This window comes from Patescibacteria group bacterium, assembly GCA_040390045.1.
Taxonomy (GTDB): domain Bacteria; phylum Patescibacteriota; class Minisyncoccia; order Phycocordibacterales; family SIBU01; genus SIBU01.
Genome location: JAZJZC010000003.1, coordinates 104,398 through 117,668, shown reverse-complemented (window position 1 = coordinate 117,668; position 13,271 = coordinate 104,398). Strand labels below are relative to the sequence as shown.

15 protein-coding genes are annotated in these 13,271 nt (G+C 42.9%); 3 read left to right on the top strand and 12 right to left on the bottom strand.

What is annotated here, in order from left to right; all coding sequences use genetic code 11:
- Window positions 1-431: 431 nt before the first annotated feature.
- The 12 genes from V4467_03470 to V4467_03415 all read right to left on the bottom strand — a co-directional run bounded on the left by V4467_03470 (window position 432) and on the right by V4467_03415 (window position 11,147).
- Window positions 432-4,037 carry a class I tRNA ligase family protein gene (locus V4467_03470; GenBank protein ID MES2088024.1) on the bottom strand — a complete coding sequence of 1,202 codons (3,606 nt, stop codon included), beginning with the start codon at window positions 4,035-4,037 and terminating at the stop codon, window positions 432-434.
- A gap of 70 nt (window positions 4,038-4,107) precedes the next feature.
- Entirely contained in the window at window positions 4,108-4,377 is a 270-nt protein-coding gene (locus tag V4467_03465; protein MES2088023.1) for a hypothetical protein, read from the bottom strand.
- A gap of 77 nt (window positions 4,378-4,454) precedes the next feature.
- Window positions 4,455-6,167, bottom strand: coding sequence for an arginine--tRNA ligase (gene argS, locus V4467_03460; GenBank protein MES2088022.1), 1,713 nt, complete (start codon window positions 6,165-6,167; stop codon window positions 4,455-4,457).
- A 45-nt stretch (window positions 6,168-6,212) separates the two neighbouring features.
- The gene (gene dut, locus V4467_03455; protein ID MES2088021.1) at window positions 6,213-6,635 is read right to left on the bottom strand and encodes a dUTP diphosphatase; all 423 of its coding nucleotides are present in this window, start codon (window positions 6,633-6,635) and stop codon (window positions 6,213-6,215) included.
- 4 nt (window positions 6,636-6,639) lie between these two features.
- The gene (tmk, locus tag V4467_03450; protein MES2088020.1) at window positions 6,640-7,287 is read right to left on the bottom strand and encodes a dTMP kinase; all 648 of its coding nucleotides are present in this window, start codon (window positions 7,285-7,287) and stop codon (window positions 6,640-6,642) included.
- A 52-nt stretch (window positions 7,288-7,339) separates the two neighbouring features.
- Window positions 7,340-7,660: a helix-turn-helix transcriptional regulator gene (locus V4467_03445; protein MES2088019.1), complete on the bottom strand. Its 321-nt coding sequence runs from the start codon at window positions 7,658-7,660 to the stop codon at window positions 7,340-7,342.
- A gap of 111 nt (window positions 7,661-7,771) precedes the next feature.
- A complete protein-coding gene (locus V4467_03440) occupies window positions 7,772-8,134 on the bottom strand; it encodes a helix-turn-helix transcriptional regulator (GenBank protein MES2088018.1) in 363 nt (120 codons plus the stop codon).
- 109 nt (window positions 8,135-8,243) lie between these two features.
- The gene (locus tag V4467_03435; protein MES2088017.1) at window positions 8,244-8,453 is read right to left on the bottom strand and encodes a hypothetical protein; all 210 of its coding nucleotides are present in this window, start codon (window positions 8,451-8,453) and stop codon (window positions 8,244-8,246) included.
- Between the two features lie 86 nt (window positions 8,454-8,539).
- Window positions 8,540-8,860: a hypothetical protein gene (locus V4467_03430; GenBank protein MES2088016.1), complete on the bottom strand. Its 321-nt coding sequence runs from the start codon at window positions 8,858-8,860 to the stop codon at window positions 8,540-8,542.
- 47 nt (window positions 8,861-8,907) lie between these two features.
- Complete coding sequence (locus tag V4467_03425) at window positions 8,908-9,300, bottom strand: hypothetical protein (protein ID MES2088015.1); 393 nt, start codon at window positions 9,298-9,300, stop codon at window positions 8,908-8,910.
- 2 nt (window positions 9,301-9,302) lie between these two features.
- On the bottom strand, window positions 9,303-10,475 hold the full coding sequence (gene glyA, locus V4467_03420) for a serine hydroxymethyltransferase (GenBank protein MES2088014.1): 1,173 nt from the start codon (window positions 10,473-10,475) through the stop codon (window positions 9,303-9,305).
- A gap of 168 nt (window positions 10,476-10,643) precedes the next feature.
- Entirely contained in the window at window positions 10,644-11,147 is a 504-nt protein-coding gene (locus tag V4467_03415; GenBank protein ID MES2088013.1) for a deaminase, read from the bottom strand.
- A gap of 72 nt (window positions 11,148-11,219) precedes the next feature.
- Here V4467_03415 and V4467_03410 point away from each other — a divergent pair, with 72 nt between their 5' ends.
- Genes V4467_03410 through dcd form a run of 3 tightly spaced genes read left to right on the top strand, consistent with a single transcriptional unit; the run spans window position 11,220 to window position 13,257 of the window.
- Window positions 11,220-12,056, top strand: coding sequence for a thymidylate synthase (locus tag V4467_03410; GenBank protein MES2088012.1), 837 nt, complete (start codon window positions 11,220-11,222; stop codon window positions 12,054-12,056).
- Between the two features lie 2 nt (window positions 12,057-12,058).
- Entirely contained in the window at window positions 12,059-12,556 is a 498-nt protein-coding gene (locus tag V4467_03405) for a dihydrofolate reductase (GenBank protein ID MES2088011.1), read from the top strand.
- 47 nt (window positions 12,557-12,603) lie between these two features.
- Window positions 12,604-13,257 carry a dCTP deaminase gene (gene dcd / locus V4467_03400; GenBank protein MES2088010.1) on the top strand — a complete coding sequence of 218 codons (654 nt, stop codon included), beginning with the start codon at window positions 12,604-12,606 and terminating at the stop codon, window positions 13,255-13,257.
- The last annotated feature ends 14 nt before the right edge of the window (window positions 13,258-13,271 follow it).

Below are 13,271 nucleotides of genomic sequence, written 5' to 3'. Positions count from 1 at the left end.
TGGAGTGTGGAGTGTGGAGTGTGGAGTGTGGAGTGTGGAGTGTGGAGTGTGGAGTGTGGAGTTTTGCGGGTGGGGTTGGAGGTGGGTTTGGTGGGTTTTGGAATTGGTGATTGGGGAAGGGTTGGTTTGGTTGTTTGGGATTTGTGGAAAGTGGGTGTGGAAGTTGGAGGGATTTTTTTGTTTTGTTTGTTTGTTTTTTGTGGGTGTCGTTGCGACATTTGTTTTCCTTGTGAGGGGAAGACTGAGTCTACAATGTACCCGGATAGTTGTAGTTTTGAAGCATGAATCCTTCCTGTTCCAAAACTACAACTATCACAAACAATCTCGACTTCTTTTAAAGAGCTCGCGCTACTGGTGTAATTATACCTTTCTCCTTTATCAAACACAACGAATAATGAAAAAGTTATCCCCAATTTCACACTAGACCACACTTATTTAGAAATAGAAATTTTTACCTTTGCTTCCTCGAGAGAAACTTCTGTCCCGCCTGACACAGAGGCATATTGAATTTTCTTTAATTGAGTCGATTTGATGAGATCTTTCTCGTATTTCTGTAAAAATTGTAAAGTTTTTTCGTCCGCATCAACAGTAAGCTCAGCTAATTCACCTGGATTAAATCCACTGGTCTTTCTCAAATCCTGTATCGCGCGAACAAATTCTCGAACACTTCCCTCTTCTTTAAGTTCGGGAGTGATGTTGAGATCGAGTTCTACTTCGGTCGACAGACTGAGATCAATGACGACTTCTTTGACGTTCACTTCATCTTTCACGAGCCCGAGAAAATCCTTGTCAGAAATTTTTAACTTTTCACTTTTAATTTTTAATTTTTGGAGCGGTTGTCGAACTTTTATCCCAGCCTTTGCTCGTTGTTCTAATCCAAGCGAAACAATTTTTCTCACTTCTTCCATTTGCTCCAGAACTTTTAAACCTTCAACTTTAAACTTTAAACTTTCTTCGGGCCATTTCTCCAAATGAACACTTTGCTCTTTTCCCTCAACTCCTTTGTACAAGAAATCAGCAAAAAATGGAGTAAATGGAGCCATGACTTTCGCAAGAGTCAGCAGTACGTAATTTGTAGTTTGTAGAGCAGAATTTTTATCCGCTTCATCTTCCCCCTTAAATCTGTCGCGCGATCGCCGCAAATACCACTGCGATAGGTCGGCGATAAAATCACGGATCGCCCGAGTTGGTTCGAGTAATTTATAAGAATTGAGAGAGGTTGTAACTTCGGCAACGAGTTGATTGAGTCGAGTGAGTATCCATTGGTCTAAAACGTTGTTACTGATTTGCTTTTCGTGTTCTGTGTTCTGTGATCCGTGTTCTGTTTCTGCATACAACTGGTAGAAAGTGAGAACGTTCGATGTGAGATTAAAAACCTTTTTCACGATCTCATCTACCGTTTTTTCGTCAAAATTTTTTGGCTCTCCGGGTTGATTAACACTGTACATCCAAAATCGTAATGGGTCTGCGCCATACTTTTCAATCATTTTGTGCGGGTCAACCACGTTCCCGACAGATTTCGACATCTTCTTGCCTTCGGCATCCAAAATATGTCCAAGGCAAATAACATTTTTGTAGGCTCTTCCCTTCCCGGTCAGTACGCCAATTGCGTGCAACGTATAAAACCAACCGCGAGTCTGGTCGATGGCCTCAGAAATAAAATCCGCAGGGTAAGAAATATCGTCCCACGATTTTTTTCCGTCCGCCGCGGCGGATTCTGCGTCTGTTCGGCGTAGATCCGCGTCCTGAGCAAACGGCATTGCCCCTGAATCAAACCAAACATCCATCACTTCTTTAGCGCGAGTCATAGGCGCGCCATTTTCATCGATAAGTTCGATTGCGTCGATGAACGGTCGATGGAGATCGAGTTCATAATTTTCATTATGTGGCAGAGGAACAAAATCAAGCTCTCGAATTTCAGCGTTTTTAATTCCATCCTGTCGAGCGTTATCAATTGAACTAATCGCACTGTAGGTTTCAGATAGTGATAGTCCATGGGAACCGGCATTAAGAAGCCAGCCTGGGCCTCCATGAGTGACAAACAGAATATTTTTTCCTTGGTATTTAGATTCGTACTCGTACAGAACTTTCATCATTCTTATCTTCGCATCAAGATATGATTCGTCACCGTCACGCTTGGCGGTAAAATATTCTTCAGTTTTAGGAAAAACCTCATGGTACTCTTCCCATGTTTTTCCTTCAAAGGAATACACCCCGATCTCATGCAATCGTTCATCGAGGGTTACTTTTTCTGGTGACAAACCCAAAGCCTCTCGCACAATTTCACTAGTTTCTCTGGTTCTTTTGAACGGCGAAACTACGATCATATCGATTTTTTTATCCTTGAGGGTTTGCGCTGAAGCTAAAGCCTGAGCTTTACCTTTTTCAGTCAGACAATCCTCACGATTGTCGTGCGTAGTACTGATCCTCCACTCAAGATTGTGAACCGACTCGCCGTGACGCATTACGAAATAGGTATTGCCAGATTTTTTGGCATACTTTTTGAGATCAGCAATTGATCCGATTACGACATATTTTTCGGCGTTTCCCGAAGTAGCTGAAGTTTTCCAAACAGGTAACGGCGTTCCCCAATATCGCTCTCGGGAAATTGCCCAATCCTTTACGTCCTTCAACCATTCACCAAACCGGCCATGCTTAATATAATCGGGTTCCCAATTTATTTTTTCATTTTCTGAAAGTAATTTTTCGCGAAGCGCAGACATCTTGATGTACCAAGAATCTCGGGCGAAATAGATAAGTGGGGTGTGACAGCGCCAACAGTGCGGATAACTGTGAGAATATTTTTCCTTTGAGAATAACAACCCACGTCCGGCTAAATCTTTTATAATCAAAATGTCGACGCCTTCATCCCCGCCCGACTGAACACTGGCTTCAGTCGTTCGGGCGGGCTTCACAAATTTCCCCGCCAAAAAACCAACTTCTTCTTTAAAGGTTCCGTCTTCTTTGACCAGGTGATGTTTCGGTAAGCCAACTTTATTGCCAAGCTCAAAGTCATCCGTTCCATACATCACTGCAGTGTGCACAATTCCAGTTCCATCGGTTGTGGTTACAAAATTCGCAGGATAAACCTTAAACGCATTGGCCAATTTTGGTTTTTCAGTCTCGGAAAGATTATCTTTGAGAAATGGGTACAGTGGTTCGTATTCCAAACCAATAAGTTCTTTGCCTGAAATATCTTGAACTACTTCAAAAGTTTTTTCTTTGAAAACTGTTGCTGCTCGCTCCTTGGCAACGATATACTGTAACCCTTCCGATACAACGAGCTGGTAGGTAATTTTTTCTCCAACAGCTAGTCCGACATTTCCAGGAAGTGTCCACGGCGTAGTCGTCCATGCCAACAAATAGGTTTCCTCCCCGTCTTTACTTTTAAACTTTTCACTTTTAACTTTGAACTTAGTTGTAACCGACAAATCCTTCACATCCTCATACCCCTGTGCCAGTTCGTGGCTCGAAAGCCCGGTGCCACACCTCGGACACCACGGCACCACCTTGTAATCTTTATACAAAAGTCCCTGTTCGTTTATTTTACTAACAATATTCCAGACCGATTCAATGTACTCTGGTTTGTAAGTAACATAAGGATTTTTCAGATCAACCCAGTAGCCGATGCGCTGGGTAAATTCTTCCCACTCACTGACAAATTTCCAAACACTTTCTTTGCATTTTTTATTAAAAGCCTCGATGCCGTATACTTCAATTTCTTTTTTTGATTTAAGGCCAAGTTCTTTTTCAACCGCCAACTCAACGGGAAGCCCGTGCGTATCCCAACCGCCTTTGCGACGAACATGGAACCCTTGCATGGTTTTGTATCGAGGAATGGCATCTTTAAAAGCTCTCGCCTCGAGATGATGAATACCGGGGCGACCGTTGGCTGTTGGGGGGCCTTCATAGAAAACAAACTCACCTTTTGGCGACTCTTTGGCCAAAGATTTCTCGAAAATACTATTTTCACGCCAAAATTTCAGAGTTTTTTCTTCGTTTTCCACTAGTGGATTTTTCTTGAGATTTTCGTCCATATAAAATAAAAAATGCTAGAACGTTGTCATTCTAGCATTGGAACCGATGTTCTAAAAGCGCTGTAATAAGCTACATCCCTTCGTCGCACGGACCTCCATCTTCATCTTGGTCAATGAAACAGCCTGGGGATAGTGTTTCCGCGATGATAAAGAGCGCCACGGCCCCAGAAGCTAACGCGCCGAGAAATAAGTTGTGTGTCACATGAGACACAACCCACCCAGCGAAAATGGCGACAGAGAGGTTAAGGAGCAGGACGAAGAGAAAACCCAACCCTAAAATGAATACAACAAGGGTTTCTAAAATACCCTTTGGACAATCAAGCGTAGATGACACTTTCATAATTCAGTGTGCTGAAAAAATCAAACTGACCATACCTTATTAAATTAAAAAAAGAAAAGCAAGTTTTACTTTGTGCTCTACATTTTCGAAGGGACCGGGATCCCTAGAAGCCACAACCCATTTTTCATAACCTGCGCAAAAGCCGAGGTAAGAGCCACCTTGTAAGAAGAAGTCGGGTCACCGGAATTCACAATTTGATTTTGAGCGTAGTAACTATTAAAGGATGAGGAAAGTTCGATGAGGTAGGTGGCGATAAGATGCGGAGCGAAATCAGCGCCGGCGCGAACCACTACTTCCGGGAAACGAGTGAGCATTCGTTCAATCAAAAATATTTCATCGGGCACATGTTTAAAATCAGGCAGAATTTTTTCCGCCGCGGCTTTCGCTAAAATGGAATTGGCTCGCACGAAAGAATACTGCAAGTACGGGCCCGAATCTCCCTCAAAAGAAATTGATTTGTCGAAATCAAAAATAATGTCGCCGCCAATAGCTTGGCGAAGAATGGAATATTTAATGGCTCCAATCGCAACCGCCTCGGCAATTTTATTTCTTTCAAAGGTCTCGAGCTCTCGATCTTCGATTTTTTTGTGCACCATAGCCTCGACAGAATCGATAAGCGCTTCGCCGGTTATGACATTCCCCGTACGTGACGACATCTTTCCAGTAGAAAGTTTAAGCATGCCGTGCGAGAGGTGTTTAATTTTGCCGGCGAGCTTGGCATCAATGAGACTCAAAGCTTTTAAGACAACCTTAAAATAATCGTTCTGCTCGTTCGCCGTAATAATAACCGCTCGATCAAACGGATATTTTTCATACTTCACAAAGGCCAAACCGATATCTTTAGCTTCGTAGGTTGGAAGTCCCATGGAATTTATAAAAACTCGAGTGTGAAGTCCGTATTGTTCTCCCTTAAACACCACCGCGCCATCACTTTTTTCAAAAATTCCAGTTTTGAGATTATCAGTTACGATAGCAAGGGCTTTCTCAGCCACTTCGGTCTCGAAGAAATAATAATCAAACTTTGTATCAAGTTTTTTGTAGAGAATTTCAAAATGAGCAAGACTCACCTCCCTGCCCCAGGCGTACAATTGGTTTATTTCAGAATCACTTTTTTCAAAAATGATTTTGTTTAATTCCTTAATGCGGGCTTCGGAAGTTTTATCTTCGTCGTATGCCACAGAGCCGGCTGCGTACGCCTTTCCAAGAAACACAATTTTTTCATGCAAACTAGCGCTTTCTTTTGGCATTTCTGAAACCAACTTTTGCATACCGAAAATGGCTTTCGCCACGTGAAGGCCGACATCACCCTGATACGTATCTCGTTTTACTTCTGCCGCTTGAAATTCCCAAATACGAGAAAGCGATTCACCGATATTGTTACTCATCATGTGGCCGATATGGAGTTCCTTGAAAAGGTTGGTGTTGGTGTATTCAACAATGATTTTTTCGCCCTTCCGTGTCGAATTTTTTCCAAAATTTCCGCCCTCCTTTAAAACAGTCGCAACATTTTCCGTAAAGAAAGTTTTGGCAAGATAAAAATTAATGAAGCCCGGGCCGGCGATTTCGAGCCGCTCGAAATCGCGAGGTTTACTTTTCTCCAATTCAACTAGAATTTTTCCCGCTAACTCTCGCGGTTTCATTTTTAAACTTTTTGCCAAAGCCAGAGCGATATTCGTCGAAAAATCTCCGTTAGTAATTTCGGCTGGGTGCTCGAGAACTACCTCGGCCGACTCAATGCCGATTTTTTTTAGACTTTCCTGTATTAATTTTTTTATTTTTTCCTCAATCATAATTATTTTCTCCTCTTGTCTACATACTACTGTCTACCAACTAATCTACTTTCTTCCAGTGCTCCCAAACTGCCCCATCCCCCTACTGCTATCTGAAAGTTCCTTCGCCTCAACAAGCTTAGCAATTGCCACCGGAAAAATCACGAGTTGTGCCACTTTATCACCTTTTTCAAAGGTGTACGCTTTGTCACCTAAATTTACCAGATGCACATTGTACTCGCCACGAAATCCTGCATCAAACACTCCGCCCATACAATGAAGTCCTGCTTTTGAAATACCTCCCTTGTCTTTGACGATAGCGGCGTAACCCTCTGGAAATTCTAAAGCGAAACCGTTAGCAAAACGATGGTGCGCTCCGGGAGCTACCGTCACCTCCTCCAACGAAAACAGATCAAGCCCCACGTCTCCCGGATGAGCGTAACTCGGCAATTTGGCGTCGGGGTGTAATCGTTTAATTTTAATTTCCATACAATTATTTTAATAGGGCGCTTTTTATTGCCTCAAAAAACTTTTCCTTCCCCTCCGGAATTGTGCCACTCGAATCAATAATCACGCTTGGTACTTTTTTTAGAAATTCTAAATAGCCTTCGCGAATTCTCTGGTGAAAATCCAATTTCCGCTGATCAAAATGGTCTGTCTCCTTGCGACGTTCTGCCACACGCTTGAGGCCAATCGCAGGATCGATATCGAGAAAAATATAGAGGTCAGGCTGCGCATCACGTAAGTAAATATTACGAATATCCCAAAAAAGTTTTTCTAATTGCGGCGCCTCTTGGCCAAAAATTTGATAGGCGTAGGTTGAAGAATCGAAGCGATCAGAAATAACATGAACTCCCTCATTAAGTGCTGGAATAATTTTTTTCTGAAGGTGGTCGTGTCGCGCGGCCCACACAAGACCAAACTGAGTTTCAGGCGAAGCATTTTTTGATTCGGGACGAGAAAGCATCAAATTGCGAATTTCTTCAGCAAACGGAGAACCTCCAGGCTCGCGTGTAGCTAGAAATGTGGCTTGTCCCGAGCTCGGCGTCGAGGGAAAAATTTCCGGCAAAAAACCCATCAGGGTACTTTTCCCTGCCCCTTCCCCACCATCGATCACAATAAATTTTCCTTTCTGCGTCATACACGACATTGTAACCGACAAAGAAAAAAGACGCGAGGTGGCGTCTTTCAAATCAAAACTTTCGAGCGAGACTACTGCGAAGTAAAGTCTCAAGTGACCCTATTATTTCTGCACGAGTTGCGACAGGAAACTTTTCAAGAACTAGAATTAGTGATCTGTAGTCTGTTTTTGTCGGTCCTTCAACCATCAACTTAATTAACTTAACCAGAGTTACGGATGGTTGGCCGCCACCATTAAGAATTCCATTAATGTGGGTAAAGGATACCCCAAGATGCTGGGCGCACTCTCTTTGATTCCACCCGCTCATGAGAAAAAGTTGCTGAAACTCCCTGGCGAGCCCTGCTAACTCAATATCAATCCTGTGTTTTGCCATAAACGCATGAGTTGTTCTGTAAGCTGTTTGAACACTACCACGCGACCTAAACTTCCTCAAGTTTAAAAAAGAAAAAAGACGCGAACCATAAACGGAGTGCGTCTTTGAAAATTAAATTTGGTAATCGTCTTCCGCGCTCGGGCTCAGAGTCGTTGGATCGAATAATTCCAAAAGTTGCATCCCACTTCCGGTGAGTTGTCCTCCGACCTGGACTCGGCCTTCATGTGAAAGGTTTGTGAGCAGTCGAGCGATAGCAACCGGCTGTGAAGATTCGTGTAAAAGTACCAGCGCCCTTAAAGAAACGACGAGTCGGATACTTGGTTGATCACCACGAAAAATCTTAAAAATACAATTTGGAGTAACTCCAAGGGCCTTTGCTAGTTTTGTTTTGGTCAAACCTAATTTCTCAGCAAGCTCCATAAACTCCTTCCCCAAATCACATTCGCTGTACCTCCGCCATCTTCTTTTGCTCATAAAAAACTAAAAAATCTAACAAAACTATATCACGAAGATGTATCCACCTTGAAAAAAATCAAAAGAAAAAGACGCGAACCGAACCGTGAACGGAGTGCGTCTTTGAAAATTACTTTGCCGAGCGGGCTCTTTCGCGAGCTATCTCGCCCGCCTTTTGACGGTCGCCTTCAGTAAACCCAGTCAGGTTGAGAGATTGTCCAGAACCTTCATCTTCCAAAACCTGCCAAAGCGGGCGCGAGCTCGGAGGTTTGGGCGCGCCACAAGTCCAAAGAAAATTGAAAATTTTCCCTGGAAGATCAATCAAAAAATCAATAATCATAGGTCAAATTTCGACTTCATCCATCATACCCTCTTCTATTTTTTTCGCAATTTCTTAGGATTTTGCTCAAAATTTGGTTTTTTTGTTTAACTCTCAAACACAGGAAACACTTTGTATCCTGGCTTTAAAAACCTACCGTCAGTTTTTGCTGGGTCATTCACCTTAACCTTAAAACCGAATTCTGTATCGCAGAACTCCTGAAAATCTAATGCTTCCTGCCAGGTTTTAAATTCAATATAACGAGAACCATTGTAGCTACTAAATTGGCAACCCAGATCAGTGGCATATTTTTCCATTTTCCTATACGCCGATTCACGCATGGCTTCATCCTTTTGAAAATCCTCTTGGGAATGAAACATAGCACTCTTAGAAACCTTGCCCAAATTTTCAGGCTGTTCTGGATTCATATTATTTCGATAATTATATATTTACTTTTTTCATGCTTTTCACGTAATTAAAATCTAACCCGCAAGTCTTCAGTGTCGGATAAATCAAGAGGCAAATCAAATAAACGTTTGAAGTTCATCCTCTGTTCGATTACAACTTTTGCCTTTTCAACCCTAGGGCCGCCAGGAGGCATATGTAATTCCGCATCCTTAATATAGATACGCTGACCATGTGTTCCAGTACCTACGTTTATCTCTGCTCTTCCGGTTTCCAGTAGCGTACGGATATCCTCATCATCCAAAGGTGAAAAACTTGTCCTATCTGTCCCTTGAACATTTCTCTGAATTCCATTTATGACTGACCCAAGAAGCGTTGCGTCCTTTGAGTCGAGGGCTTTACGAAGTTGTGTAAGATATACATTGATAGGTTGTTCCGGAACATTTTGGGGAATTTCATTCATAGTTATTTTCTCAAAACTTCATCTATTTTCTGCGCAATCTTGCGAAAATCTTTTTCTTTTTTTCCGCGTGTCGTTTCTGCTGGCGTACCGAGACGAATGCCCGATGGATCCATGGGTTTTCTAGTATCGAAAGGAATCGTATTTTCGTTAACAATAATTCCCGCCGCTTCCAGTTTATCTGCCGCTTCTCGCCCGCTAATTCCTTTCCCGTCTTGCCAAACATCAACGCGCAACAAATGGGTTTCTGTCCCACCTTCAACAATTCTCCAGCCAAGTTTGGCAAGTTCGTCCGCTAGCACTTTCGCATTTTTAATTATTTGGGACGCGTACTTTTTGAATGCGGGCGTATTGGCTTCTTTGAGAGCAACAGCCACCGCGGCAATTTGATTGAAGTGTGGGCCACCTTGAAGACCTGGAATAATAATTTTGTCTATTTTTTTGTTAAACTCGCGTTCGTCAATTTTGGAAAAAATCATGGCCGAACGCGGACCGCGAAGTGTTTTGTGCGTAGTAGTAGTCACTATGTCAGCATACAAAAATGGTGACAGATACACTTTTCCTGCTACAAGTCCCGCGAAATGCGACATGTCTACCATGAGAATTGCTCCTGAAGCGTCTGCAATTTCTCGAAACTTTTTGAAATCTACCACGTGCGCGTAGGCGGTAAAACCCGCAACGATAATGTTGGGCTTTTCAGCAACAGCAATTTTTTTTACTTCTTCATAATCAAGTTGTTCAGTTTCTTTTGAAAGTCCATACGGCACTTGCATCCAAAATTTTCCAGTCATAGAAACTGGTTGACCGTGAGTGAGATGTCCTCCATGCGAGAGTGTCATACCCATAATTTTCCCTCCTGGTGGCACAAGCGCGGAATACACTGCGAAGTTGGCAGGCGAACCTGAAAGCGGCTGGACGTTGACACTCCACCGTTGCGGATCAAGATCAAAAAGTTCCAACGCGCGTTTTTGCGCGAGCAATTCAACCTCATCGACAACCTTTGTACCGCGATAATATCTTTTTCCTGGATACCCTTCCCCATACTTGTCGGTCAGTTTTGAACCGAGTGCTGTCAACACATCTTTTGAAACATAATTTTCCGAAGCGATAAGATTGATCACCTTCTTCTGCCGAGCTTCTTCGAGTTTTATAAGTTTTTCAATTTGTTTGTCTTTCATGTGGATAGATTAAAAGAATTAAGTCCCGATGCGAAGCGATCGGGATCCCGAACTCCGAGTACGGAGCATCGGGAAATAAAATCAGATTTGGAAAAACTTATACCATAGTAAAACCATTCTAACACAGCCTTTTGGCAAAAGAAAAAGGACCCTAGACGGGCCCTTTTCCTACTTTCCAATTATATTTTCCGGAAATTTAGGATTAAAAAGCTTATCACTGCCCTCAAGAAGATAGACATCTTTGATACCGCCGGCGATCATCGAATTCCAACACGGTTCACAACACCACCAGTGTCCCCACAGATAGACATCAGCCCCTGTAGTATCCAGCCCTTGTTTTTGAGCAGTTTTGACGACACGCGTTTCGGAATGATTTTTTGATGACGCGCATCCCGGGCAAAGCCAATATTTTTGCCCTGAAGGAATTTTTAAAATGCGGCGCACACACCAACCGGCTTTATGAAGTTGAAGCATTTTTTTATTCTTCAAACCAGACTGATTTGCGGCGCGAGCAATTACCGTTCCGTCTTTAACCAAGACTGCGCCATTCGGATGGTTATAATCTGTCGAAAGTTCCCTGCACGCTGTTTCAGCCGCGCGCATAAATCGATCATGAGCAGGGACAAATTTAACGGTTCGTCCTTCGGGCATGTAGGGAAAAGGAATATTCATGGGCCCATTATAGCAAAACGTTTTTTGATTGCGAGAGCAACATAAAGGCACTATAATTCAATTCAACAAATCATGGCAATATTCGATGAAGTCTATAAAAACATCCTGAAAGATATCCAAACCAAGGGTATCTCTGAGATGAACGAGCGCACCGGACACGAAACCAAAGCTATTCCCGGCATGCATTTTTCCATTGATCTTGAAAAAGATGGCTTCCCTCTTTTGACCTTGCGGAAAATTCCAATACCAATGTTTGTGGCCGAACAAGTTTGGTTTATTACCGGCGCAAGGAAGCCCGAAATTTTCCTGCGACAATTTACAAAAATTTGGGACATGTTTACCAACCCGGGAGATGTGGTCACTGTTGCCTATGGCTATCGATGGCGGAAACACTTCGGTCGCGACCAGCTTGGATTACTCATTAAACTTTTGCAAAAAGAACCGAGCTCCCGACACGGCGTGGTGGTGACTTGGGATCCGGCGCAAGATGGGCTTGGTGGAGCTGTGAAAAAAAATGTTCCCTGCCCATATACATTTACCGTAAATATTATTGGCGGACGACTAAATTTTCACAACATCGTCCGATCAAACGATATCGTTCTGGGATTTCCCTCTGACGTCGCCGGTTTTGCTCTACTCGCTCACATTCTGGCGCAAAAATTAGGAGTTCGTCCCGGAATTTACTCGCATTCAATTTCCAACGCGCACATTTACGACAATCACTATTTTGCAGCTGACGAAATGATCAAACGCGAAAACAATCATCCAAAAATTGTTTTAAGCTTGCCAAAAAATGCCTTCGACCGTGCTGAAAAACAAGATAAAAAATTGGTGGAAGAAATTGTAGAAAATCTAACTAATCAATACAAACCACACGAAGCCATTAAAGGCCTCAAAATCGCTTTATAACTATGCTATCGATAATTGTCGCCACGTCAGAAAATAACGTCATCGGACAAGGTAATAAAATCCCTTGGCGAATGCCTAGCGATCAAAAACATTTTGCCGCAATAACAAAAGGCCATACGGTGATTATGGGCCGAAATACGTACGAATCCATCATGAATAGTTTGGGCAAACCCCTTCCCGATCGAGTTAATATTGTCGTAACACGTAATGCGGATTTCAAAGCGCCTGGATGTATCGTTGTTCATTCTTTTGAAGAAGCCCTTGAAAAAACCTCAGCCGAAACAGAGGTATTTAATATTGGTGGAGCTCACTTGTATGCTGAGGCTTTTCCAAAAACCGACAAGGTATACCGAACACTCATTCACACAACGATTGAAGGTGACGCCTTCTTCCCTCCCCTTGATCCAACAATCTGGAAACTTACCGAATCAAAATTTGAAGCGAAGGATGATAAAAACCCATTTGACGCTGATTATCAAGTTTACATCCGCAAATCTTAGTATAAAATAAACCGGTCTAACTAAACCCTAACCCCTACACCCTTCCCATGAGCGTCATAACCAAAAAACAAATTATCGAACGCGTCGAGAAAGGTGAAATCACTTTTAGCCCAAACCTCGACAGCATGCAACTGCAGGAACACGCCGTTGACCTTCGATTGGGATTTACATTTCTTATTCCTAAAATTTGGCACCTGACTGCGAACGGCAGAGAGTCGCTCGACAACACCCACTTCGATAAAAATAACAGCGGCTTTTTCGATGTTGTGGAACTTGAAGAGGGACAATATTTTGAACTGTTGCCTCACGAATACGTATTGGTTTCAACACTTGAAACTATTAAAATTCCTAAAGATTTGATGGCGGTGCTCTACCCAAGATCATCCACCAACCGCAAAGGACTTTCTCTCGATCTTACCGGTATTATCGATTCAGGGTACGAGGGACAACTCACTCTTCCTCTTCGTAATAACACTCATTCGCAAGCGGTCAGGCTCTATCCTGGAGAGCGCGTCTGCCAAATTGTTTTTGAAGAACTAACTGAAGCAGTCAACGCACGTAAAAGTAAATACCACAAAAAAGACATCGTCGATGGCGTCGGTCGGGAAAAACGCGACGAAGCCACACTCATTATGAAAGGCCAAATTCGAAAACTAAAAGCAGATTTCGCGGTACTCAAGTCACCTGAGGAGAAAAAATAAGCGAGACCGTGCGG

What these genes read in the sequence shown, in the direction of transcription:
- V4467_03470 (MES2088024.1), bottom strand. Translation starts at nt 4,037, where the DNA reads ATGGACGAAAATCTCAAGAAAAATCCACTAGTGGAAAACGAAGAAAAA.
- V4467_03465 (MES2088023.1), bottom strand. Translation starts at nt 4,377, where the DNA reads ATGAAAGTGTCATCTACGCTTGATTGTCCAAAGGGTATTTTAGAAACC.
- argS (MES2088022.1), bottom strand. Translation starts at nt 6,167, where the DNA reads ATGATTGAGGAAAAAATAAAAAAATTAATACAGGAAAGTCTAAAAAAA.
- dut (MES2088021.1), bottom strand. Translation starts at nt 6,635, where the DNA reads ATGGAAATTAAAATTAAACGATTACACCCCGACGCCAAATTGCCGAGT.
- tmk (MES2088020.1), bottom strand. Translation starts at nt 7,287, where the DNA reads ATGACGCAGAAAGGAAAATTTATTGTGATCGATGGTGGGGAAGGGGCA.
- V4467_03445 (MES2088019.1), bottom strand. Translation starts at nt 7,660, where the DNA reads ATGGCAAAACACAGGATTGATATTGAGTTAGCAGGGCTCGCCAGGGAG.
- V4467_03440 (MES2088018.1), bottom strand. Translation starts at nt 8,134, where the DNA reads ATGAGCAAAAGAAGATGGCGGAGGTACAGCGAATGTGATTTGGGGAAG.
- V4467_03435 (MES2088017.1), bottom strand. Translation starts at nt 8,453, where the DNA reads ATGATTATTGATTTTTTGATTGATCTTCCAGGGAAAATTTTCAATTTT.
- V4467_03430 (MES2088016.1), bottom strand. Translation starts at nt 8,860, where the DNA reads ATGAATCCAGAACAGCCTGAAAATTTGGGCAAGGTTTCTAAGAGTGCT.
- V4467_03425 (MES2088015.1), bottom strand. Translation starts at nt 9,300, where the DNA reads ATGAATGAAATTCCCCAAAATGTTCCGGAACAACCTATCAATGTATAT.
- glyA (MES2088014.1), bottom strand. Translation starts at nt 10,475, where the DNA reads ATGAAAGACAAACAAATTGAAAAACTTATAAAACTCGAAGAAGCTCGG.
- V4467_03415 (MES2088013.1), bottom strand. Translation starts at nt 11,147, where the DNA reads ATGAATATTCCTTTTCCCTACATGCCCGAAGGACGAACCGTTAAATTT.
- V4467_03410 (MES2088012.1), top strand. Translation starts at nt 11,220, where the DNA reads ATGGCAATATTCGATGAAGTCTATAAAAACATCCTGAAAGATATCCAA.
- V4467_03405 (MES2088011.1), top strand. Translation starts at nt 12,059, where the DNA reads ATGCTATCGATAATTGTCGCCACGTCAGAAAATAACGTCATCGGACAA.
- dcd (MES2088010.1), top strand. Translation starts at nt 12,604, where the DNA reads ATGAGCGTCATAACCAAAAAACAAATTATCGAACGCGTCGAGAAAGGT.